This is a genomic window from Methylobacterium sp. Leaf111 (assembly GCF_001423285.1).
Lineage (GTDB): Bacteria > Pseudomonadota > Alphaproteobacteria > Rhizobiales > Beijerinckiaceae > Methylobacterium.
The window spans coordinates 744744-765617 of the sequence record NZ_LMNE01000001.1 but is presented as its reverse complement, the minus strand read 5'-3'; the positions used below and the strand labels follow the sequence as shown (position 1 = coordinate 765617).

Here is a 20874-nt window from a genome sequence, read left to right as displayed (position 1 = left end):
ACCCGTCGCGGTTCCGGGTTCCGGGTGCCGCGCCGCGGTCCCGGAACGACGCGTGAGAAACCCATGACCGACCTGCGCCCCGTCGACGGAAAAGAGATCGAAGCCGCCCTGCGCCAGCGCGCGGGCGAGAAAATCCTCGTCCTCGACGGGGCGATGGGAACTGTGATCCAGCGCCTGGGCTACGGCGAGGCGGACTTCCGCGGTGACCGCTTCGGCGACCATGCGCACGACCAGAAGGGCAACAACGACCTCCTGATCCTGACCCAGCCCGACGCGATCCGGCAGATCCACCTCGATTACTTCCTGGCCGGGGCCGACGTCTGCGAGACCAACACCTTCTCGGGCACCACGATCGCCCAGGCCGATTACGGCATGGAATCGATCATCCACGAGCTGAACGCGCAAGGCGCGCGCCTTGCCCGCGAGGCCGCCCAGCTCGCCGAGCGCCAAGACGGCCGCCGCCGCTTCGTGGCCGGCGCCATCGGCCCGACCAACCGCACCCTGTCGATCTCGCCGGACGTCAACAATCCCGGCTACCGGGCCGTGACCTTCGACCAGGTCAAACAGGCCTACGAGGAGCAGGTGCGCGGCCTGATGGATGGCGGCGCCGAGCTCATCCTGATCGAGACCATCTTCGACACGCTGAACGCCAAAGCGGCGGTCGCCGCCGCCTGGGCGGTGTTCGAGGAACGGGGCATGGTCCTGCCGATCATGATCTCGGGTACGATCACCGACCTTTCCGGCCGCACCCTCTCGGGCCAGACCCCGGAGGCATTCTGGAACGCGCTCCGCCACGCCGGCCCGCTCACCATCGGGCTGAACTGCGCGCTGGGCGCCAAGGAGATGCGCGGACACATCTCGGAGCTGTCGCGCATCGCCGACACCCTGGTCTGCGCCTACCCGAATGCCGGCCTGCCCAACGAGTTCGGCCTCTACGACGAGAGCCCCGAGGCCATGGGCAAGCTGGTGGGCGAGTTCGCCACCGCCGGCCTCGTCAACATGGTCGGCGGCTGCTGCGGCACCACGCCGGACCACATCCGCGCCATCGCGCGGGCCGTAGAGGGCGTGAAGCCCCGCGCCATTCCCGAAGTGCCGCGCCTGATGCGCCTGTCGGGCCTGGAGCCGTTCACGCTGACGAAGGAGATCCCCTTCGTGAACGTCGGCGAGCGCACCAACGTCACCGGCTCGGCCAAGTTCAGGAAGCTCATCACCGCCGGCGACTACGCCGCCGCTCTCGACGTCGCCCGCGACCAGGTGGCGGCGGGCGCCAGCATCATCGACGTCAACATGGACGAGGGTCTGCTGGACTCCGAGAAGGCGATGGTGGAGTTTCTCAACCTCGTCGCCGCCGAGCCCGACATCGCCCGCGTGCCGGTGATGATCGATTCCTCGAAGTTCCACGTCATCGAGGCCGGGCTCAAGTGCGTCCAGGGCAAGGCGATCGTGAACTCGATCTCCATGAAGGAGGGCGTCGAGAAGTTCGTCCACGACGCCCGGGTGTGCCGCTCCTACGGCGCGGCGATCGTGGTGATGGCCTTCGACGAGCAGGGCCAGGCCGACACGCTGGAGCGCAAGGTCGAGATCTGCACCAAGGCCTACAGGGTCCTGACCGAAGAGGTCGGCTTCCCGCCGGAAGACATCATCTTCGACCCGAACGTGTTCGCCGTCGCCACCGGCATCGAGGAGCACAACGGCTACGGCGTCGCCTTCATCGAGGCGACCAAGACCATCCGCGAGACCCTACCCCACGCCCACATCTCGGGCGGCATCTCGAACCTCAGCTTCGCCTTCCGCGGCAACGAGCCGGTGCGCGAGGCCATGCACGCGGTGTTCCTTTACCATGCGATCCAGGTCGGCATGGACATGGGCATCGTGAATGCCGGCCAGCTCGCGATCTACGACGAGCTGCCGCCCGAGCTGCGCGAACTCTGCGAGGACGTCGTCCTCAACCGGCGCGACGACGCCACCGATCGCCTGCTGGAGGCGGCCGAACGCTTCAAGTCCGGCGGCGGCGTCCAGGCCAAGACCGCCGACCTGTCCTGGCGCGAGGCGCCTGTCGAGAAGCGCATTGAGCACGCGCTCGTCAACGGGATCACCGAATACATCGTCGCCGACACGGAGGAGGCCCGCCTCGGGGTGGAGCGTCCGCTCCACGTCATCGAGGGCCCGCTCATGGCCGGCATGAACGTGGTGGGCGACCTGTTCGGCTCGGGCAAGATGTTCCTGCCGCAGGTGGTGAAGTCGGCCCGCGTGATGAAGCAGGCGGTCGCCTATCTCGAGCCCTTCATGGAGGCGGAGAAGCTCGCCAACGGCGGCGACGGCAAGCGCCAGGCCGCCGGCAAGATCCTGATGGCGACCGTGAAGGGCGATGTCCACGACATCGGCAAGAACATCGTCGGCGTCGTGCTCGCCTGCAACAACTACGAGATCATCGACCTTGGCGTGATGGTGCCGGCGGCCAAGATCCTCGACGTCGCCAAGCGCGAGAACGTCGACATCGTCGGCCTGTCCGGCCTCATCACCCCGTCGCTGGACGAGATGGTGCACGTCGCGGCCGAGATGGAGCGCGAGGGCTTCGACGTGCCGCTCCTCATCGGCGGCGCCACCACGAGCCGCGTCCACACGGCGGTGAAGATCCATCCCTCCTACAACCGCGGCCAGACCGTCTACGTCACCGATGCGAGCCGCGCCGTCGGCGTGGTCTCCAGCCTGCTCTCCAAGGAGACGCGGGATTCGACCATCGCCAACATCCGCGCCGAGTACCGCAAGGTCTCGGACGCCCATGCCCGCTCGGAGCTCGACAAGCAGCGCCTACCGCTGGCGAAAGCCCGCGCCAACCCGTTCCGGATCGACTGGTCGGGCTACCAGCCGAAGAAGCCGAGCTTCACCGGCGTGCGGGTCTACAGCTCCTACGAGGTCGCGGACCTCGTGCCCTACATCGACTGGACGCCGTTCCTGCAGACCTACGAGTTCAAGGGCCGCTACCCGGCGATCTTCGAGGATCCCAACCAGGGGCCGGCCGCCAAGGCCCTGTTCGACGACGCCCAGGAGATGCTGGCCCAGATCGTCTCCGAGCGCTGGTTCAACCCGAAGGCGATCATCGGCTTCTGGCCGGCGAACAGCCTGGGCGACGACATCACGCTGTTCACCGGCGAGAGCCGCTCGGAGACCCTCGCGACCTTCTTCGGCCTGCGCCAGCAGCTGACGAAGCGCGACGGGCGCGCCAACACCTGCCTGTCCGACTTCGTCGCGCCGGCCGAGACGGGGATCGCCGACTATGTCGGCGGCTTCGTCGTCACGGCGGGCCTGGAGGAGGTGCGCATCGCCGAGCGCTTCGAGCGGGCCAACGACGATTATCGCTCGATCCTGGTCAAGGCGCTCGCCGACCGCATCGCCGAGGCGTTGGCCGAGCGCATGCACGAGCGGGTCCGCCGCGAGTTCTGGGGCTACGCCGCCGACGAGACCTTCACGCCGGCAGACCTCGTGCGCGAGGAATATGCCGGTATCCGTCCCGCGCCCGGCTATCCCTCGCAGCCCGACCACACCGAGAAGGTCACGCTGTTCGATCTCCTCAAGGCGGAATCGCGCATCGGCGTGAAGCTCACCGAGTCCTACGCCATGTGGCCGGGCTCCTCGGTCTCGGGCCTCTACATCGCCCATCCGGAGGCGCATTACTTCGGCGTCGCCAAGGTGGAGCGCGACCAGGTCGAGGACTATGCCGTCCGCAAGGACATGGATGTGCGCGAGGTCGAGCGCTGGCTCGGCCCGATCCTGAACTACGATCCGGCCCGCTACCTCGCGGCCGCCGCCGAGTAGGATGGGCGATCCCGTCCCGGAAGCCGGGGCGGGATCGAATCACACCGGGATGTGGCCGGCGGAGGCTTGACCGTGGGCGCGCCTGCGCTTCAATGCCGATCCGGACCGACCATGGCCCGAGACCAGCGAAGGGCGTCTGAATCGTGTACCGGCTCACCGGCTCCCTCGTCGCCACCGTCGCGCTCGGGCTGATCGCCTCGGGCTGCACCGGCTTCGCCTACATCTCCAAGACCTATGTCAGCCTGACGCCCCAGGTCGTCACCATCGGCTGCAAGGACCCCTACGAGGTCTACGACCAGCGCCGGGTCCGCAAGATGCTGATCGTCTCCAACGCCCTGCGCGAGACCACCGGCTGCGGCATCGACGATGCGTTCGCCGGCGGCGATCCGGCCCTGACCCGGGTCAAGCGCTTCCGCGATGCGGCGCGCACCTACCTGAACGAGACGGGGCGCGAGGATTGCCGGGTCCGCGGCGAGACCGTGTTCACCGACCTGCAGACCGAGTTCACCTACACCTGCGCGGCGCCGATCGAGCCCCGCGACGCCAAGGTGCAGACCCTGCCGGGCCGCAGCAACCGCGTCGGTCTCTAGCGTTCCCCGGAGCCCGAGGCGCGGGGAAACGTCCGCTCCATCGCGTCGCCCGATGCCGCCAGCAGCGCCCGCGCCAGGGTTCGGGCCTCCTCGCGGTCGAGGGCGAGGATTGCCGTGACCGGGGCGCCGTTCGTACCGGGCAGGCCGATCTCGACCCGGACACCATCAGGCGCGGCCGCCACCGCGATGCTCCAGTCCCGTTCTCCGCTCATGGGCTTTGCGCCTCTCCCGTGCCCTCGACCCTCCCGGTCGCCGGCGGTCCTGCATAGCCGATCTTGCATAACCGATCCTGCATGACTGATCCTGCATGACCGATCCGATGGCGTGAGGCCAGGGGCCGGAAGATCCGCCCCGCGATTGACGCCGTGCCGCCCTCTGGTGTTTGTGCGCCCCGACCCATCCCGGCCCCCGGGCACGGCGATCATTCAGGGAAGGAAGACCCCATGTCCGAGATCTGGTTCCGTACCGGCGAGGCGACCGTGCTCGCGGCGGAAGGGCAGTACACCGACGCGATGCCGGAGGTGCTGATCGGTTCCACCCGCGGCCCGGTGGGCCAGGCCTTCGCCGGCATGATGGGCCAGGTCCAGGGCCACACCCGGATGTTCGTGGTGCGCGATCTCAACCAGCTCGTACGCCCGGCCACGATGATGACCACGAAGGTCACGATTCATACGGCCGAGTATGCCGAATTGCTCGGCGGTGTCGTCCAGGCCGCCACGGGGGACGCCATCATCGACTGCGTGATCGAGGGCGTCCTGCCCAAGGACGGGCTCGACGAGCTTTGCATGATCATCATGATCTGGCTGGACGAGCGCTGCGGATCCGACCCGGACGTCGACCGCAAGGATCTCTACCGGACGAATTACGAGGCGACGAAGCTCGCGATCAGCCGCGCCATGAAGGGCGAGCCGACCATCGACGAGCTCATCGCCAACCGGAAGACGGTGAAGCACTACGCCCTGGAAGACGTGATCGAGTACTGATCCTTTCGGAGCTGCGACGGGGCGCGGATCCAGGGTGATCCGCGCATCCGGAGAAGGAGCCTCCTAACCCGGCGGGATCCGTCCCACCGAGCACAGGGTGCGGATCGAGCCGCTGGCGTCGGTGTAGCAGCTCGCCGACCAGCCGTTCTGCTGGATGAAGGATTTGCGCCGCTCCTTCAGGGCGGTGGCGTGCGCCGTGGCGATGGCGGCCTGGACCGCACCGGCACCCTCGCCGACCACGATCTCGGCCGCCAGGGCGAGATCGGCGAAGTAGGCGGCCGAGGGCGTCGGGTCGGAGGAGGCGGCCTGCACGATGGGCTCCGCCCGGCAGGTCAGGTCGAGCTTCAGGCCGCCGGGGACCCGCAGGTCGATGCTGGGGCCGGTGCGCCGGCCGACCTTTCCACCCATGGCGCTGGCGATCCGGGCGGCGAGGTCGTCGCACGCGTCGGCCCATGCGAGGCCGGGGCCGAGCAGGCTCGCGCCGAGAAGGAGGGGCAGGAGGGCGCTGCGCAATCGCATGGTCGGGCTGTCCGGGGAGGTGAGGCCCCTCAGGGCGTGAAGGCGAGGCGGACCACCGTGCCGCCCTCGTTGCTGTAGGTGAGCTGGCCGCCGAGCTGTCCGGCGAGGCCCTGTGCGATGCGGAAGCCGAGGCTGCGCGTGGCGTCCGGGTCGAAATCCGCGGGCATGCCGCGCCCGTCATCGGCGATGACGAGTTGCAGGCGCTCCGCATCGAGTTGCTCGAGCTGGATCGTGATGGTGCCCCGCCGCCCGTCCGGGAAGGCGTGCTTCAGAGCGTTGGTCACCACCTCGACCACGAGGAGCGACAGGGTGGTGAGCTGGGTGAGATCGAACCGCAGGGGCGGCGTGTCGACGAGGCAGACGATGTTCTGGGCGCCCGTGGCGTCGAGGAGATCGGTGCAGAGTTCCTTGAGGTACTGCCCCACCGGGCGCTCGATGCTGCTCGGGTCGTACAGGCGCCGATGGATCCGCGAGATCGTCTCCAGCCGCACCCGGGCCTCGTCGAGGGCGGTGAGCGCCGCCTTCGGATCGTTGCCGACCTTGCGCTTCTGCAGGGTCAGCAGGGCGGCCACGAACTGCATGTTGTTGGCGACCCGGTGCTGCAGCTCCTGGAACATCGTGCGCTGCTGCTCGTAGAGCCCCGCCGAGACCTGCCGTTCGGTGCGCAGCCGCTCGCCCGCCCGGTGCATGACGTGGATCAGCGCGATGTCGACCGCGACGATGAACACGTAGAAGCACAGGGCCAGGGCGGTCGGCCCGTCGATGAGGAAGGTGCTGGCAGGTGGGATGAAGAAGTACCAGGCGGCGAAGCCGCTCAGGGCCGCGCAGGTGATGCCGGGCCGCAGGCCGAAGAAGAAGGTCGTGAGGATCACGGCCGGGAAGAACGTCAGGTAGGGAAAGCCCGGCGGCAGGATGTCGTCGAGGGCGAAGCGCAGGCCGAGGGCGAGGGCCGAAGCGGTCAGGGCGGCCCCCTCGCCCAGCCACGCGCGCGCGCGCAGGCGCTCGGTCGCATGCACGACCTGCCAGCCTTTCCACCAGGGGGCGTGTGTCGATGAGTGGGGCAGCGTCGTGGGTCTCGTCGAGGTTTGGAACAGCTCTAGTCTTGGGCAGGCCGAGTGGCCAGCGGGTTCGGCCCGTAGTCGCGATTCGGCCTCAATGAAAATCGCGGCTGCGGTAAATTCGTCGATCCTCCGGGGCGCCGAAGTCGGTGGTCTCGGGCGGTAGCCGCAGGCCGCCGGTGCGCAGGTCGCGCAAGGCGGACGAGAGGTCGCGGAACTGTTCGGCCAGGAGGTGCACCACGAGGCCCTGGCGCTGCACCCGGCCGCGCACCGCCAGGAAGCGGGCGCCCATGGCGGTCGCGCGGTTGGCCTCGAACACGTCGCGCCAGACGATGACGTTGGCGATCCCGGTCTCGTCCTCCAGGGTCAGGAACACCGTCCCGCGCGCCGTGCCCGGCCGCTGCCGGGTGAGGACGAGCCCCGCCACGGTGACGCGGGCATTGTTCGCCACGCGGGACCCGTCATGGTGGTCGCGAGCCGGGATCGCGCCGATCCGGGCGAGCCGCGTCCGGAAGAACGCCACCGGGTGGCCCTTCAGGGAGAGGCCGGTGGCGGCGTAGTCCTCCGCCACGTGCTCCGAGGCCGCCAGGGCGGGCAGGGCCACGGCGGGTTCGGCCCGGAACAGCCCGTCATCGGCATGGAAGGCGAAGAGCGGCATCGGCGTGTCGAGGAGATGCGCCCGCCGGTCGCCGTCGGTCCGCAGGGCCGCCTTGCGGGCGGAGGTGCCCTCCAGGGTCCGCACCGCCCAGAGGGCGGCCCGCCGGTCGAGATCGAGGGAGCGGAACGCATCCGCCTCCGCCAGCCGCTCCAGGGCATTGCGGGGCAGGGCGAGGGCCGCCTGCAGGCCCTCGATGCTGGCATAGCCGTTGCCCCGCAGAGCCACGAGGCGGTGCATGGCGGCCTGCGGCACCCCGCTCACCTGGCGCAGGCCGAGGCGCACGGCGAAGCGCCGCGGGACGCCGGGGGGCGGGGGCTCCAGGGCCGGTTCGAGGGTGCAGTCCCAATCGCTCGCATTGACGTCGACGCCGCGCACCTCGACCCCGTGGGCGCGAGCGTCGCGCACGAGCTGCGCCGGCTGGTAGAAGCCCATCGGCTGGGAGTTGAGGATCGCGGCGAGGAAGACGTCGGGATGCCGGCACTTCATCCAGGCCGAGGCGTAGACCAGCAGGGCGAAGCTCGCCGCATGGCTCTCGGGGAAGCCGTAGGTGGAGAAGCCCTCGATCTGCTTGAAGCAGCGTTCGGTGAAGTCGCGCGGGTAGCCGCGCGTCACCATGCCCTCAACGAACTTGGTGCGGAAGTTCACGATCTGGCCGTTGTGCCGGAAGGTGGCCATGGCCCGGCGCAGGCCGTCGGCCTCGTGCGGCTCGAAGCCGGCGGCGGTGATGGCGATCTGCATGGCGTGCTCCTGGAACAGGGGCACGCCATAGGTCCGCTTGAGCACGCTCTCGAGTTCGTTCGCCGGCCCGTGATCGGGATGGGGGGAGGGGTATTCGACCGGTTCGATCCCCTGGCGGCGGCGCAGGTACGGGTGGACCATGTCGCCCTGGATCGGCCCCGGCCGGACGATCGCCACCTGCACCACGAGGTCGTAGAATTCCCGCGGCTTCAGGCGCGGGAGCATCGACATCTGCGCCCGGCTCTCGACCTGGAACACGCCCACCGAATCGGCCCTGGCCAGCATCGCGTAGGTGGCTTCGTCCGCGCGCGGCAGGTCGGCCAGCGTCGGATAGTCGTGCCCGTAATCGCGTGCCAGGAAATCCACGCCCCGGCGCAGGCAGCTCAGCATGCCGAGCGCCAGCACGTCGACCTTCATCAGGCCGAGGACGTCGATGTCGTCCTTGTCCCATTCGATGAAGGTGCGGTCCGCCATGGCGGCGTTGCCCACCGGCACGGTCTCGTCGAGGCGTCCGCGCGTCAGTACGAAGCCGCCCACATGCTGCGACAGGTGGCGCGGGAAGCCGATCAGCGCGTGGGCGAGTTCCAGCGCCTGCCGGATCCGCGGATTGTCCGGGTCGAGCCCGGCCTGCCGGATATGCGCGTCGGGCAGGTCCTTGCCCCAGGAGCCCCAAACCGTGTCGGCCATCACGCCGGTGATGTCGGGGGGCAGCCCGAGGACCTTGCCGACCTCCCGGATGGCACTGCGCGGGCGGTAGTGGATCACCGTGGCGCAGATCGCGGCCCTGTCGCGGCCGTAGCGGTCGTAGAGGTACTGGATCACCTCCTCGCGGCGCTCGTGCTCGAAGTCGACGTCGATGTCGGGGGGCTCCGCCCGGTTCTCCGAGATGAAGCGGGCGAACAGCAGCCGGATCTCGGTGGGGTCGACCGCCGTGATGCCGAGGCAGTAGCAGACCACGGAATTGGCCGCCGAGCCGCGCCCCTGGCACAGGATGCCCCGCTTGCGCGCGAACTCGACGATGTCGAACAGGGTGAGGAAGTAGCGCGCGTAGTTCATCTTCTCGATGAGCCGCAGCTCATCCTGGATCGTGTTCACGATTTGTTCGGGAATGCCGTCGGGATAGCGCCATTGGGCGCGCTTCATCACCTGGTCGGTCAGATAGCCCTGTGCGGTGAAACCCGGCGGCACCGGCTCGTCGGGGTATTCGTAGGTCAGTTCGTCGAGGGAGAAGCTGCAGGTCTCCGCGATCTCGATCGTGCGGGCCAGGGCCTCGGGATGATCGGCGAAGAGGCGCGCCATCTCGGCCGCCGGCCGCAGGTGGCGCTCCGCATTGGCCTCCAGGCGATAGCCCGCAGCCGCCAGGGTGCAGCCCTCGCGGATGCAGGCGACGATGTCCTGCAGGGGACGCCGGTCCGGGTGGTGGTAGAGCGCGTCCGAGACCGCCACCAGGGGGGCGCCCAGGCGTTCGCCCCAGGCGGCCAGGCGGCCGAGGCGGCGACGCTCGTCGCCGCGCCGGCGGTGGCTCCCCGCCAGGGTGACCCGGCCGGGGGCCTCGGCGGCGAGCTGTCGGACATGGCCGAGGAAGGGGTCGTCCTCGCCGAGCCGCTCCGGCGGAACCGCGATGAGCATCTGGCCTTCGCTGGCAGCCAGGAGCTCCGAAAAATCGAACCGGCACTGGCCCTTCTCGGAGCGGCGGTTGCCGAGGGTCAGCAGCCGGCACAGGCGGCCATAGGCGGCCCGGTCCATCGGGTAGGCCACGACCTCGAAGCCCTCCTCGGTCACGAGGCGCACGCCGGGCAGGAAGCGGATGCCGGGCTCGCCGGCGGCGGCACGCCGTTTCGCCTCGGCATGGCCCCGCACCACGCCCGCCAGGGTGTTGCGGTCGGCGATGCCGATGGCGTGGAGCCCGAGTTCGGCGGCCTGCCCCACCATCTCGCCGGGATGCGAGGCCCCGCGCAGGAAGGAGAAGTTCGTGGTGACGGCGAGCTCGGCATAAGCGGGCGGTTCGAATATCGACCCCATCTTCCTCCCGGCTCCGCTGCACCCGTCTGCAGTCGAGAACGAATCGTGATCGTTTCGGATCCCGGGGTGCCGGTTTCGCGTCGCGGAGTCAAAGTCTCGAGGGCGGCTGGCCAAGCTGTTCGCTGTGCGTTAGCCCGGTCCTCCCCTGACAGGATGTCCCATGCTCACTTGTGCGATCCTCGACGATTACCAGGGCGTCGGCCCCACCATGGCCGACTGGTCTGGGCTGTCGGACCGCCTCACCCTGCGCGACCTGCGGACCACCTTCGCGTCGCGGGAGGCGCTGGTCGACGCGATCCGGGACTGCGAGATCGTCGTGATGATGCGCGAGCGCACGCCGTTCCCGGCCGACCTCTTCGCGCAGCTGCCGAAGCTGAAGCTCCTCCTCACCAGCGGCATGCGCAACGCCTCGATCGATCTGGCCGCCGCGCGGGCGCACGGCGTCACGGTCTGCGGCACCGCCAGCCACCCCGAGCCGCCGGTGGAGCTGACCTGGGCGCTGATCCTCGGGCTCGCCCGCCACCTCGTGCCGGAGGTGCAGGCCCTGCGGACGGGCGGACCCTGGCAGTCGAGCGTCGGCAGCGACCTGGCCGGCCGCCGTCTCGGCCTCGTCGGTCTCGGCAAGACGGGTGCCCGGGTCGCCCGGATCGGCCAGGCCTTCGGCATGGAGGTCAGCGCCTGGAGTCCCCATCTCACGGCCGAGCGGGCCGCGGCCGAGGGCGTGGCCCTCGCGCCCTCGCTGGCGGCGCTGCTGGCGGCGAGCGACGTGGTCTCGATCCACCTCGTCCTCGGCGCCCGCACCCGCGGCCTCGTCGACGACGCGGCCCTGCGCCGGATGCGGCCCGAGGCGTTCCTGATCAACACCTCCCGCGCCGCGATCGTGGACGAGGCCGCCCTCCTGGCCGCCCTCACCGAGAACCGGATCGCCGGTGCCGGCCTCGACGTCTTCGAGACTGAACCGCTGCCGCCGGATTCGCCCTGGCGCACCCTGCCCAACGTGCTGGCGACGCCGCATCTCGGCTACGTGACCGAGCGGAACTACCGCACCTATTTCCCCGAGATCGTGGAGGATATCCGTGCTTTCCTCGATGGGGCGCCGATCCGCGTCCTGGGATGAGCCGGCCGGGGCGGGGCCTCAGGCCCGCCCTTCGACGAAGGCCCGCATCAAGAGGTTGGCGATCGCCAGGGGGGGCGGCGTGGTCAGGCCGTCGGGATGGCGGCCCTCGAGCATCGCCGCGACGGTGTCCCGCGAGAACCATTGCGCGTCGGCGAGTTCCTCTGGATCGAGGGTGATGGTCGCGTCGAGGCTCTCGGCCACGCAGCCGATCATCAGCGAGGACGGGAATGGCCAGGGCTGCGAGGCGTGGTAGCGCACCGCGCCGATGGTCAGGCCGACCTCCTCGAAGGTCTCGCGCCGCACGGCGTCCTCGACGGTCTCGCCGGGCTCCAGGAAGCCGGCGAGGCAGGAATACATGCCCTCATGGAAACGCGGCGAGCGCCCGAGCAGGCAGGCATCGCTCCGGGTGATCAGCATGATCACCACGGGGTCGGTGCGGGGAAAGTGATGCGTCCCGCAGGCCGTGCATTCGCGGCGGTAGCCGCCGGCCGCGAGGGTCGTCGGCGCTCCGCACTGGGCGCAGAAGCCGTGACGCGCATGCCAGCCGAGCAGCGACTTCGCCGTGGCGAGGAGCCCGAGTTCATGGGGCGCGATCCGGCCCTCGCCGGCGAGGCTGCGCAGGTCGTTGGTCCGGAATCCCGGATCGGCCTCGAGGCCCTCGGCCAGCTCCGCCGGAACGGCGGCGGCGAAGACCGGGTCGCCGTCCAGGCGGCCGAGATAGAGCGTCAGGCTGCGCGGGCCCGTCCGGGCGGCCGCCTCCGGCGTCAGGAGTGCCGTGTCGCCGGCCAGTACGACGCGGTCGCCGGCCAGGACGAGGATCCGCGCGCCGGGCGCGTCGAGGTCGGGGATCGCGGACGCGCTCTCGGCGGAGTGGCGCACGAGGCGGCTGTGGACGTAGCCGAGCTGGCCCGAGGCATCGACCATCGCCTCAGGCCGCCGCGAACAGGGCGCCGATGCGCTCGATCATCTGGGCGCGGGCATGGTGCGGGTAGGGGGTCGCGGTGCCGATGCCCCAAATGGGCTTCGGCCAGGCCGGATCGGAGTGGAAGCGCCCGATCACGTGGACATGGAGTTGGGCCACCACGTTGCCGAGGGCCGCGACATTGACCTTGTCGGGCTTGGCCAGCGCCAGCATCACCCCGGTAGCGATCCGCATCTCATCCATCAGGCTTCGGGCATCCTCCGGCGCGAGGTCCGTGATCTCGCTGGCGCCGGCCCGGCGCGGCACCAGGATCAGCCAGGGGAAGCGGGCATCGTCCATGAGGAGGACGCTGCAGAGGGCGAGGTCGCCCACGTGCACGGTGTCGGCGGCGAGCTGCGAGTCGAGGGCGAAGTCGGGTTCCATGCCGCTGCGATGTAGCGCGCAACCGTGGCCGATGCGAGGGCCGGCTTCAGATCCCGCTGAACCAATTGTAGCCCTGGTCCTCCCAGTAGCCGCCTGGATAATCGTTGGTCACGAAGATCGCCGCGATGTGCTTCGGGCTCTTGAAGCCGAGCTTCGTCGGCACCCGGACGCGGAGCGGATAGCCGTACTCGGGCGCGAGAGGCTGGCCGGCGAAATCGAGGGCCAGGATCGTCTGGGGATGCAGGGCGCTCGGCATGTCGAGGCTGCCGTAATAGCGGTCGGCACATTTGAAGCCGACATACTTGGCGGTCAGGTCGGCGCCGCTCCGTTCCAGGAAGGTTCGCAGCGGCACGCCGCTCCACTGCCCGATCTGGCTCCAGCCCTCGATGCAGATGTGCCGGGTGATCTGGCTCTCCTGCGGCAGGGCGCGCAGCTTCGCCAGCGTCCAGGGCGTCTTGTCGGCGACCCGGCCGGAGACCTCGAGCGTCCAAGTCGACTCGTCGATCTCCGGGATGTTGTCCGGCGGGTAGAAGGCGTTGAAGCGGAACGGCGTATCGATCATCGAGGCCGGGTAGGTGGGGGCCAGGGTCGTGGGGTCGAACAGCCATTGCTGGACCCGGTCGTTGGCCCGCGACATCGCCCAGAGCACCCGGTCGGCCAGGGTGCCGTTGCTCCCCGTGGAGAGATCGCAGCCGGACAGGAGCGTCAGGGCGCCGACCGAGAGGCTGCCCCGCAGGAGCATGCGTCGTTCCAGGCTGGCGAGGTCCGGGGCGATGTCCCTGCGCAGGGCCTTCAGGCGGGCGGCGGTTTCGGGATCGCGGGACATCAGGCGGAGGTCTCCTCGGTGATGCGGGCACGCCCGGTGATCATCGCCAGCAGCGTGCTCGGCACGATGACCACGAGGGCGAGGTGCAGGAGGATGAAGCCGGCGAGACCCGCCATGGCGCCGAAATGGACCCGCCGCGCCCATTCATAACCACCGAACAGGTTGGCCAGGGTCTGCCACTGCACGGGCTTCCACAGGGCGCAGCCGGAGGCGACGAGGAGGAGGCCGAGCACGATGGCGATCAGGTAGGCGAGGCGTTGGACGGCGTTGTAGCGCCCGATCCGGTGGCTCAACCGCAGTCGTAAGGCCGCGCGGGCGTCGCGCCAGATCGCGCCCGGGCTCAGGGGCAGGAAGCTGGTGGCGAAGTGCCGGGCCAGGAGTCCGTAGGCGAGGTAGGCGAGGCCGTTGAGGGCGAAGAGCCACATCGCGGCGAAGTGCCAGGCGAGGGCGCCGCCGAGCCAGCCGCCGAGAGTGGCCCATTTGGGAAATACGAAGGGAAAGAGCGGCGAGGCGTTGTAGATCGCCCAGCCGCTGAACAGCATGCAGAACACCGAGACGGCGTTGATCCAGTGGGTGATCCGCACCACGAGCGGGTGGATCACCACGAGGCGCGACGGTGTTTCGGGGACGATCGCCAACGGGACCTCGAGATTTGGGGATGGAAATCCCGGCCCCATCCGCGATCGCGGAGGGGCCGGGGAGGGGATCACATCGACGGGACGGTGCCGTTGCGGCCGACGATCAGGACGGCGGCGTTGAGCTTGCCGTCCGCGCCCGCCTTGGTGAAGGCCACCACCTTGGCGCCCGGAACCACGATGCTCTTCTCGCCCGGATCGACCAGGGTCACGGGCACGTCCTGCGGCACCACGACCTTCTTCTCGCCGCCCTGATACTTGACCAGCAGAGTCCGGCCCTCGGTGCCGGACAGGCTGCCGATGGCACCGTTGGTCATGGTGGAGTTGGAGCCGAGATCCCACGGATAGTGGCCGTCGGCGGTGCCGCGCAGGGAAGAGGCGAACACCGTCACCTGCAGGGCCTTCTGGGTGCCGTCGGGCTGGGGGATCGCGGCGGTGCCGATGTAGCTCTCGGACTTGATGTCGGAGAGCTGGCCCGTGCTGGCGGCCAGGATCTTGGTGTCGTCCCCGAAGACCACGGTCTTGGTCTCGTCCATGCGGGGCTTGATCGTGACGGTCGAACCATCGACCGACTCGATGGTGCCGCGGTAGCGCACCACGTCGGCGGCACGCGCCGGTGCGGCGGCGAGCGCGAGGCCGACGGTGAGGCCGGTGAGCAGCGTCTTCATCATGGCGTTCTCCCTAAGGTGTTGGAGGGCGGGCGCGGGGCGCCCGCCCCACCCGGTGTTCCGGGCGTCTTCAGGCGATGGGGCTGGCTGCGCCTCCGCTCACATCGGCGGGACGGTGCCGTTCTCGCCCACGATCATCCGGTCGGCCACCGCGACGCCGCCGGCATCCGCTTTGGTGAAGGCGACCACGCGGGCGCCCGGCTTGATCTTGCTGGCATCCCCGGGGGCGAGGGCCACGACCGGCACGCCCTCCGGCACCGTGATGGTCTTCTCGCCGCCCTTGTAGGTCACCCGGATCGTTCGGTCGGTGGTCCCCGAGAGGGCCCCCACCGCGCCGTTGGTCATGGTGTTTTCCTTCTCGAGATCCCACGGATAGTGGCCGTCGCCGGTCCCGCGCATGCTCGGCGCGAACACCGCGACCTCGAGAGCCTTCAGGGTTCCGTCCGGCTGCGGCGTGGCCGCGGTCCCGATGTAGCTGTCGGTCTGGATGTCGCTGATCTTGGCGCTGTTGGCGGTGGCGACCCGGACGGAGTCGCCCAGCTTCACCTGCACCGGGGCGCCGAGGCGCGGCTTGATGGTGACGCTGGTGCCGTCCACCGCCTCGATCGTGCCTCGGATGCGGACGACGGGGGAGTCGGCCATGGCCGGCAGGCCGAGAGCGAGGCCGGACAGGGCGAGGACAAGGGTCAGCGACTTCATGCAGAGGATTCCTGGCAACCGGTTCGAACCGGCCGCCGGAACGGTGCTCCCGATCTTCTACGTGCGCAAGTCAATTGCGCGCGATGCGGATCGATCAGTGGGCCATCAGCATTGGGATCGCCGCATGGGCGAGGAGGTGGCTCGTCGGGCCGCCGAAGATCATCTGGCGCAGGCGGCTCTGGGTGTAGGCGCCCTTGATCAGGAGGTCGCACCCGAAGGTTTCGGCCTCGGCGAGGTAGACCTCTCCCGGGGTCCGCCGGCCGGCCGAATGGGCCCGGAAGTCGGCGCCGATGCCCTCGCAGGCCAGGGCGCGGGCCAGTTCCTCGGCGGTCGGGCCCGGCACCGTCCCACCCTCGACGCTGATAACGCGGATCCGTTTGGCTTGCCGCAGGAACGGCATTGCGAAGGCCACGGCGCGGGCGGTCTCGGTGGAGCCGTTCCAGGCGATCAGGATCGCCTCGCCCAGGGTGGCCGGGGCGATCGGCGGCGCCAACAGGATCGGACGGCCGCTCTCGAACAGGGCGGTCTCGAAGGTGGTCATACGCGGGGCGCCGTCCTCCGTGCCGGGCCGGCCCACCACCGTGGCGGTGAACAGGCGCGCGTGCTGGCCCAGGAAGCCGTCGCCGGCCGGCACGTCGGCCCGCCAGCGGTAGCGCGGACCGGCGGCCAGGGCCTCCGGGTTGCACGGGCCCTCGGCCGCGAGCGGCAGGCCGGCCCGGGTCATGAAGTCGATGAACTGCCGCCCGGCGCGCTCGGCCTCGACCTTGTCGGCCTCCTCGTCACGGAGCCAGGTCATGCCGCCGACCATGTCGACGGGAACGTACTCGGCCAGGGCCGGCCGCAGGGAGACGCCCTCGATGAGGCTGCCGAACCGGCGGGCGGTGAGGATCGCGGTCTCGAAGACCGAGGGCAGGGCGTCGTGGGACGCGACGGGAACGAGCAGGGTCTTCATTGGGAGCCTTCCTCGCAGCGACACGATGGGCCCAAGCTAGTGCGAAACGCGGTCCCGGAAAACAGGATGGCCGAGGCCGCCTGAAGTTTTCCCGAGGCCTCTGCGTCGCCAAACCAAGAGGCACGGCACACCGACTAATCGATCGATAAGCTTGGCCATTTCAAAGGTCAGTCGCTTTTGGAAAAAGCTCAGAAAAGACTTTGTCCAAGTTGGGAACCCCTTCGGAACTTCCTCGTTGGCCCCCCAATCGTGACAGGCGGGCTTCGCGTCGGGAAGAAATAGCCTTGGCGCGTTCGAGCTGCACTGTCTCGCCGGATTTGAGGAACACATGATCAAGAAAACTCTCGCTCTCACCGCCCTGATGACCGCCCTGTCCGCTCCCGCCTTCGCGCAGAGCATGGGCGATTTCCGTATGGACGCCATGCAGGCCAACGCCTTCGAGATTCAGTCGAGCCAGATTGCGATCAACAAGAGCCGCAACCCGCAGGTGCTGCGCTTCGCCCGCGATGCGATCCGTGACCACCGCGCCGCCAACGTCGCGCTGGCCGGTGGCGAGAACAACTACGCCGCGGTGCGTGGCAACGAGGGTCTCGGTGGCCTGATCACCGCCCCGCTCGCGGTCGCGGGTGGTGCGGTCGGTGCGGCCACGGGCGCTGCCGCCGGCGCAGTGGGCGGCACTCTGAGCGGCGGTCCCATCGGGGGCGTCGAGGGGATCGGTTCGGGCGCGGCCCGCGGCGCGGCGACGGGCAGCCAGGCCCTGCGCGGCGACGTGGACACCACGGCCGGCACCACCATCATCCAGCCGAACCCGCAGCAGCAGGCCATGCTCGCCGAGCTGTCGCAGACGCCCGCCGGTCCGCGCTTCGACCGTCTCTACGGCCGCATGCAGGTCCAGTCGCACGAAATGACCATTGGCATGTTCCGCTCCTACGCCGCTTCGGGCCCGAACCCGGCCCTGCGCGCCCATGCGGAGCAGGCCCTGCCGGTCCTGCAGGCCCATTACCAGATGGCGCAGAGCCTTCCGGGCGCCCGCTGAACCGTGCCAGCACCACGTCGGGCTTCATCGCCCGGCGTGGTGCGACGATCGAGAAGGACGCCAAGCCTCGGGGCCTGGCGTCCTTTTTCGTTCCAGGGCGGGCTTAAGCCTCGGCGCAGCCGATCATCGAAGCCGGGCTCAGGCTGCGTCCCGCCTGGTCGATAGCGGGTTTGAACGCGCCGGTCTCGGGGTCGCGCAGGAGCAATTCACCGCGTGCGATGCCGAAGTGGGCCCCGTGCAGGGTCAGCTGCCCGCCTTCCACACGTTTGCGCACGAACGGGAATGTCATCAGGTTCTCGAGGCTCTGCGCGACCATCGCGTATTCGAGGCGGGTCAGGTAGTCCGGGGCCTCCGTGTCGCCGGCCTTGCTGGCGGCGGGCTCGACCAGGGAGACCCACTTGCCGATGAAGTCACCTTTCGAGAGGGGCTTGGCGGGGTTGGCGTAGGCCTTGATGCCGCCGCAGGTGGCGTGCCCCAGCACCACGATGTGCTTGACCTCCAGGCCCTCCACCGCGAACTCGATCGCCGCCGAAGTGCCGTGATAATCGCCGCCGGTCTCGTGCGGGGGGACGATGTTGGCGACGTTGCGGATCACGAAGAGTTCACCCGGTCCGGTATCGAAGATCACCTCCGGCGAGACGCGGCTGTCGCAGCAGCTGATCATCAGGACCTCGGGGCTCTGGCCCTCGGCGAGCTTGGCGTAGCGCTTGGCCTCGTCAGTTAGGCGTCCGTCGATGAAGGAGCGGTAGCCGGCCTTCAGCGTCTCTGGAAACATGGGTTGATCCTCGCTCATGGGTGTCGTGGAAGGCGCGCCAACGCGTGGCGCGCCGGATGGCTACGGTTGCTCCCGCCAGTTTAGGACGACTGGCGCCGCCGGTATCGTCCCGGCAACGATGTCGCGGGCGACCTCGACCAGCCCCCTCGGCTCGATGCGCTCGGAGGTGGACGCGAGTTCGGCCAGCGTCCACCAGCGGGTGCCGAGGACGGGGTTGTCCTCGGTCTCGGCCAGGCGGCTCGTGTCCACGGTCGCGTTGGGCAGGCGGACAACGAAGTAGCGCTCGCGGGCGTAGCGGGAGGTCCGGAACAGGTGGAAGGGGCCGTCGCAGGACGCGACCTGCGGCCCGATTTCGGCATCCGCCACGCCGATTTCCTCGGACAGTTCGCGCCGGCAGGCCTCCACATGCGTCTCGCCGGCCTCCAGCCCGCCCCCGGGCATGAACCAGAAGGTGCGGTCTTCCGGCTTGCTCGGATCGATCGGGCGCACGGACTCGTAGGCGATGAGCAACAGGCGGTGATCGGGATCGAACACCAGCGCCCGGGCGATGTCCCGAACGGTCAGATCCTGCCTCATGTCCATTCCCGCCGCCCCGCTTCAGCTCCCCGATCTAGCAGGGATTTCGCTGGCGGCCAGGGGGTGGCCCGGCGGATCGGCCGGCATCCAGATCGCGACGGGAAGGCCCTCGCCGTCCCGGTCGGGCGGATCGGGCAGGGGGCGGGCACGGCCCTCGGCGAGATCGCGGGCGACCACGAGGGCGGCCAGCGCATCGAAGTGGTCGTCGGCACCGACCCCGGATGGCCGTCCCGTGATCAGGCCCTCGGGCAGGCCGGCGCGTCCGAGCAGGGCGCGGCGTTCGGAAAGGCCCGCCTGGCGTGCCGGGCCCTTCTTGCCCGCCGCCAGGGGACGTCCGCCGTTGAGGCAGCGGAACACGATCTCGGGATGGACCTCGTGAAGGCGCGCCATGAGATCCGGGCGGGCGCGCAGCAGCCCATCGACCGCCCGGATGGCAGGCAGGATGTTCCAGCACTGGATCGAGGGCGCGAAGGGCGGCGTGCTGTGCGCCCGCGACAGCGCCTTCGCGTCCTCGTAGGTCGCCGCATAGACCGCTGCGCGGGCCGGCACCGGAAACACGCTGGCCCGCCCGGCACCCAGGACGGCGCGTGCTGCCCGATCGGCACTTCGTCCACCGCCGGTCACGTGTGCCTCCAGACCGATGGGACAGTCGATCCCCACGCGGATCGGCGCCTCGGGACCGTCGAGGAGGTCGACCGGCCGAGCGACGCGTACGGCGCGGAAGCGAGCGGGGTCGTCGAGATCGAGGAGGACCCCGGCCCAGGCCCCACGGCACCCGTCGAGACCCCCGATCCAGCGCGTCATCGGTGTCGGCCGGACGCGGTCGGCGCGAACCGGATCGGGCTTGGCCCGTTGTCGCTGCTCAGGACCGCCGCTGCCGGCGGCCGCCGAAGCGGGAATGCGTTCATGGACATCGCCGTCGACAAGGTCACCGAGATCATCCTGCGCGTGCGCGCCGTCGATGTGAAGGAAGGGGCGACCGACCCCGATTCCGGCTCCAACCCCACCGATGACGGGGCCACCGACGTGCTCGTCTCGGGCACGGACGACGCCACTGAGGAAGAATTGCGGTCGATGATCGGCGCCCTCAACGACGACGAGCGCGCCGACCTCCTGGCGCTCCTCTATATCGGGCGCGGCGACATGGAGCCCGAGGAATGGTCCGAGGCGGTACGCTTCGCCCGCGAGCGCGAGGCGGTCGGCGAAGGGGCCGCACACGAGATCCTCGGCATCCCCAATGCGGGCGACCTTCTCGAAGAGGGCCTGTCCAACCTCGGCATCACGCCGGACCTGCCCCAGGCCTAAGGCCAACAGGAACCCGAGTCGGGCGGTGCGCCTCGGGGCATGGCGTCAGCGGCAGGGCAGGGCGAGGGCGGTGTCGGCGACGAAGCCGGCCGTGTCGCGCAGGCCCTGCGGCTGACGCGAATCCGCCGACACCGCCTCGGCCTCCGCATGCAGGCGGTCGTTGCAGGCACAGGTGGCAATCTGCCCACGTGGTGGCGAGCAGATGTCATGATGCATGCAGGCTAGGTCGAGGGCATCGATGGGCGGGCGTGGGCTGCGATTGCCCGGTCCGCAGTAATTGCCATGGATCAGGAACGTCCCGCTCTCCGGGTTCACGTAGGGCATCTCCTGCGCCCGAGCGGCGGGGATCATCACGGCCGCCAGGGCTGCGGCGAGCACCAGCCGCGCCGTGGCCAGCCGGGCGGTCGGAAAGGGTCGATCTGCCTCAATCATCGAAGTCTCGTCGTCTCGGTCTGATTGCGCCCTCGCAGGTGGAAATGGGGCCTCCTATTCCGGTGACAAGCGTCCCTCCGCCCGACCCCGGGACACTTGCGGCGTGCGAGCCCAGCCGAGACTC

The 20874-nt window shown here is 69.7% G+C and carries 21 protein-coding genes; 6 read left to right on the top strand and 15 right to left on the bottom strand.

The genetic code is table 11. The features are described 5' to 3' along the window. The first annotated feature begins 63 nt into the window (after positions 1-63). The gene (gene metH / locus ASF41_RS03375) at positions 64-3816 is read left to right on the top strand and encodes a methionine synthase (RefSeq protein WP_056381300.1); all 3753 of its coding nucleotides are present in this window, start codon (positions 64-66) and stop codon (positions 3814-3816) included. 143 nt (positions 3817-3959) lie between these two features. Continuing rightward, positions 3960-4406: a hypothetical protein gene (locus ASF41_RS03370; RefSeq protein WP_056214814.1), complete on the top strand. Its 447-nt coding sequence runs from the start codon at positions 3960-3962 to the stop codon at positions 4404-4406. Here the strand turns inward: ASF41_RS03370 and ASF41_RS03365 are convergent. Next, positions 4403-4618: a hypothetical protein gene (locus ASF41_RS03365; RefSeq protein ID WP_056215381.1), complete on the bottom strand. Its 216-nt coding sequence runs from the start codon at positions 4616-4618 to the stop codon at positions 4403-4405. The two genes, ASF41_RS03370 and ASF41_RS03365, sit on opposite strands and share 4 nt — an antisense overlap. 231 nt (positions 4619-4849) lie before the next feature. Here ASF41_RS03365 and fae point away from each other — a divergent pair, with 231 nt between their 5' ends. Beyond that, the gene (fae, locus tag ASF41_RS03360) at positions 4850-5389 is read left to right on the top strand and encodes a formaldehyde-activating enzyme (RefSeq protein ID WP_056214816.1); all 540 of its coding nucleotides are present in this window, start codon (positions 4850-4852) and stop codon (positions 5387-5389) included. 63 nt (positions 5390-5452) lie between these two features. Here fae and ASF41_RS03355 read toward each other — a convergent pair whose 3' ends face one another. From ASF41_RS03355 to ASF41_RS03345, 3 genes are all read right to left on the bottom strand, one after another. Beyond that, positions 5453-5908 carry a hypothetical protein gene (locus ASF41_RS03355; RefSeq protein ID WP_056275370.1) on the bottom strand — a complete coding sequence of 152 codons (456 nt, stop codon included), beginning with the start codon at positions 5906-5908 and terminating at the stop codon, positions 5453-5455. A gap of 29 nt (positions 5909-5937) precedes the next feature. After that, a complete protein-coding gene (locus ASF41_RS03350) occupies positions 5938-6924 on the bottom strand; it encodes a sensor histidine kinase (RefSeq protein ID WP_056214823.1) in 987 nt (328 codons plus the stop codon). A 136-nt stretch (positions 6925-7060) separates the two neighbouring features. After that, the gene (locus tag ASF41_RS03345; RefSeq protein ID WP_056490810.1) at positions 7061-10384 is read right to left on the bottom strand and encodes an error-prone DNA polymerase; all 3324 of its coding nucleotides are present in this window, start codon (positions 10382-10384) and stop codon (positions 7061-7063) included. 160 nt (positions 10385-10544) lie between these two features. Here ASF41_RS03345 and ASF41_RS03340 point away from each other — a divergent pair, with 160 nt between their 5' ends. Next, positions 10545-11501, top strand: a complete 957-nt coding sequence (locus ASF41_RS03340; protein ID WP_056490807.1) for a D-2-hydroxyacid dehydrogenase family protein — start codon at positions 10545-10547, stop codon at positions 11499-11501. Positions 11502-11519: 18 nt separating this feature from the next. Here ASF41_RS03340 and nudC read toward each other — a convergent pair whose 3' ends face one another. From nudC to ASF41_RS03305, 7 genes are all read right to left on the bottom strand, one after another. Then, the gene (gene nudC, locus ASF41_RS03335; protein WP_056490803.1) at positions 11520-12425 is read right to left on the bottom strand and encodes an NAD(+) diphosphatase; all 906 of its coding nucleotides are present in this window, start codon (positions 12423-12425) and stop codon (positions 11520-11522) included. Positions 12426-12429: 4 nt separating this feature from the next. Next, positions 12430-12846, bottom strand: coding sequence for an HIT domain-containing protein (locus tag ASF41_RS03330; RefSeq protein WP_056490799.1), 417 nt, complete (start codon positions 12844-12846; stop codon positions 12430-12432). A 46-nt stretch (positions 12847-12892) separates the two neighbouring features. After that, positions 12893-13672 carry a molybdopterin-dependent oxidoreductase gene (locus ASF41_RS03325; RefSeq protein WP_056490797.1) on the bottom strand — a complete coding sequence of 260 codons (780 nt, stop codon included), beginning with the start codon at positions 13670-13672 and terminating at the stop codon, positions 12893-12895. Beyond that, positions 13672-14310: a cytochrome b/b6 domain-containing protein gene (locus ASF41_RS03320; protein ID WP_244479535.1), complete on the bottom strand. Its 639-nt coding sequence runs from the start codon at positions 14308-14310 to the stop codon at positions 13672-13674. Before ASF41_RS03320 ends, ASF41_RS03325 begins: the two co-directional genes overlap by 1 nt. A gap of 68 nt (positions 14311-14378) precedes the next feature. Then, entirely contained in the window at positions 14379-14978 is a 600-nt protein-coding gene (locus ASF41_RS03315) for a hypothetical protein (protein ID WP_056490791.1), read from the bottom strand. 96 nt (positions 14979-15074) lie between these two features. After that, positions 15075-15674, bottom strand: a complete 600-nt coding sequence (locus tag ASF41_RS03310; protein ID WP_056490788.1) for a hypothetical protein — start codon at positions 15672-15674, stop codon at positions 15075-15077. Between the two features lie 94 nt (positions 15675-15768). Beyond that, positions 15769-16626: a universal stress protein gene (locus ASF41_RS03305; RefSeq protein WP_056490785.1), complete on the bottom strand. Its 858-nt coding sequence runs from the start codon at positions 16624-16626 to the stop codon at positions 15769-15771. Between the two features lie 328 nt (positions 16627-16954). Between ASF41_RS03305 and ASF41_RS03300 the strand changes: the two genes are divergently transcribed. Further along, positions 16955-17662, top strand: coding sequence for a DUF4142 domain-containing protein (locus tag ASF41_RS03300; protein ID WP_056214857.1), 708 nt, complete (start codon positions 16955-16957; stop codon positions 17660-17662). Between the two features lie 103 nt (positions 17663-17765). Here the strand turns inward: ASF41_RS03300 and ASF41_RS03295 are convergent, their stop codons facing one another. The 3 genes from ASF41_RS03295 to ASF41_RS03285 are packed head-to-tail and all read right to left on the bottom strand — an operon-like array spanning position 17766 to position 19817. After that, positions 17766-18437 carry a carbonic anhydrase gene (locus tag ASF41_RS03295; protein WP_056214861.1) on the bottom strand — a complete coding sequence of 224 codons (672 nt, stop codon included), beginning with the start codon at positions 18435-18437 and terminating at the stop codon, positions 17766-17768. Between the two features lie 60 nt (positions 18438-18497). Then, a complete protein-coding gene (locus tag ASF41_RS03290) occupies positions 18498-19013 on the bottom strand; it encodes an NUDIX hydrolase (protein WP_244479534.1) in 516 nt (171 codons plus the stop codon). Positions 19014-19034: 21 nt separating this feature from the next. Further along, entirely contained in the window at positions 19035-19817 is a 783-nt protein-coding gene (locus ASF41_RS03285) for a DUF429 domain-containing protein (protein WP_056490782.1), read from the bottom strand. Between the two features lie 102 nt (positions 19818-19919). Between ASF41_RS03285 and ASF41_RS03280 the strand changes: the two genes are divergently transcribed. After that, the gene (locus ASF41_RS03280) at positions 19920-20318 is read left to right on the top strand and encodes a DUF3775 domain-containing protein (protein WP_056214871.1); all 399 of its coding nucleotides are present in this window, start codon (positions 19920-19922) and stop codon (positions 20316-20318) included. A gap of 45 nt (positions 20319-20363) precedes the next feature. Here the strand turns inward: ASF41_RS03280 and ASF41_RS03275 are convergent, their stop codons facing one another. Continuing rightward, positions 20364-20750: a hypothetical protein gene (locus tag ASF41_RS03275; RefSeq protein ID WP_056490779.1), complete on the bottom strand. Its 387-nt coding sequence runs from the start codon at positions 20748-20750 to the stop codon at positions 20364-20366. Positions 20751-20874 lie beyond the last annotated feature (124 nt).

Bases quoted from the DNA above. Each gene is read 5' to 3' on its own strand.
- metH (WP_056381300.1), top strand. From the start codon at position 64: ATGACCGACCTGCGCCCCGTCGACGGAAAAGAGATCGAAGCCGCCCTG.
- ASF41_RS03365 (WP_056215381.1), bottom strand. From the start codon at position 4,618: ATGAGCGGAGAACGGGACTGGAGCATCGCGGTGGCGGCCGCGCCTGAT.
- fae (WP_056214816.1), top strand. From the start codon at position 4,850: ATGTCCGAGATCTGGTTCCGTACCGGCGAGGCGACCGTGCTCGCGGCG.
- ASF41_RS03355 (WP_056275370.1), bottom strand. From the start codon at position 5,908: ATGCGATTGCGCAGCGCCCTCCTGCCCCTCCTTCTCGGCGCGAGCCTG.
- ASF41_RS03345 (WP_056490810.1), bottom strand. From the start codon at position 10,384: ATGGGGTCGATATTCGAACCGCCCGCTTATGCCGAGCTCGCCGTCACC.
- ASF41_RS03340 (WP_056490807.1), top strand. From the start codon at position 10,545: ATGCTCACTTGTGCGATCCTCGACGATTACCAGGGCGTCGGCCCCACC.
- nudC (WP_056490803.1), bottom strand. From the start codon at position 12,425: ATGGTCGATGCCTCGGGCCAGCTCGGCTACGTCCACAGCCGCCTCGTG.
- ASF41_RS03330 (WP_056490799.1), bottom strand. From the start codon at position 12,846: ATGGAACCCGACTTCGCCCTCGACTCGCAGCTCGCCGCCGACACCGTG.
- ASF41_RS03325 (WP_056490797.1), bottom strand. From the start codon at position 13,672: ATGTCCCGCGATCCCGAAACCGCCGCCCGCCTGAAGGCCCTGCGCAGG.
- ASF41_RS03315 (WP_056490791.1), bottom strand. From the start codon at position 14,978: ATGATGAAGACGCTGCTCACCGGCCTCACCGTCGGCCTCGCGCTCGCC.
- ASF41_RS03310 (WP_056490788.1), bottom strand. From the start codon at position 15,674: ATGAAGTCGCTGACCCTTGTCCTCGCCCTGTCCGGCCTCGCTCTCGGC.
- ASF41_RS03305 (WP_056490785.1), bottom strand. From the start codon at position 16,626: ATGAAGACCCTGCTCGTTCCCGTCGCGTCCCACGACGCCCTGCCCTCG.
- ASF41_RS03300 (WP_056214857.1), top strand. From the start codon at position 16,955: ATGATCAAGAAAACTCTCGCTCTCACCGCCCTGATGACCGCCCTGTCC.
- ASF41_RS03295 (WP_056214861.1), bottom strand. From the start codon at position 18,437: ATGTTTCCAGAGACGCTGAAGGCCGGCTACCGCTCCTTCATCGACGGA.
- ASF41_RS03290 (WP_244479534.1), bottom strand. From the start codon at position 19,013: ATGAGGCAGGATCTGACCGTTCGGGACATCGCCCGGGCGCTGGTGTTC.
- ASF41_RS03285 (WP_056490782.1), bottom strand. From the start codon at position 19,817: ATGACGCGCTGGATCGGGGGTCTCGACGGGTGCCGTGGGGCCTGGGCC.
- ASF41_RS03280 (WP_056214871.1), top strand. From the start codon at position 19,920: ATGGACATCGCCGTCGACAAGGTCACCGAGATCATCCTGCGCGTGCGC.
- ASF41_RS03275 (WP_056490779.1), bottom strand. From the start codon at position 20,750: ATGATTGAGGCAGATCGACCCTTTCCGACCGCCCGGCTGGCCACGGCG.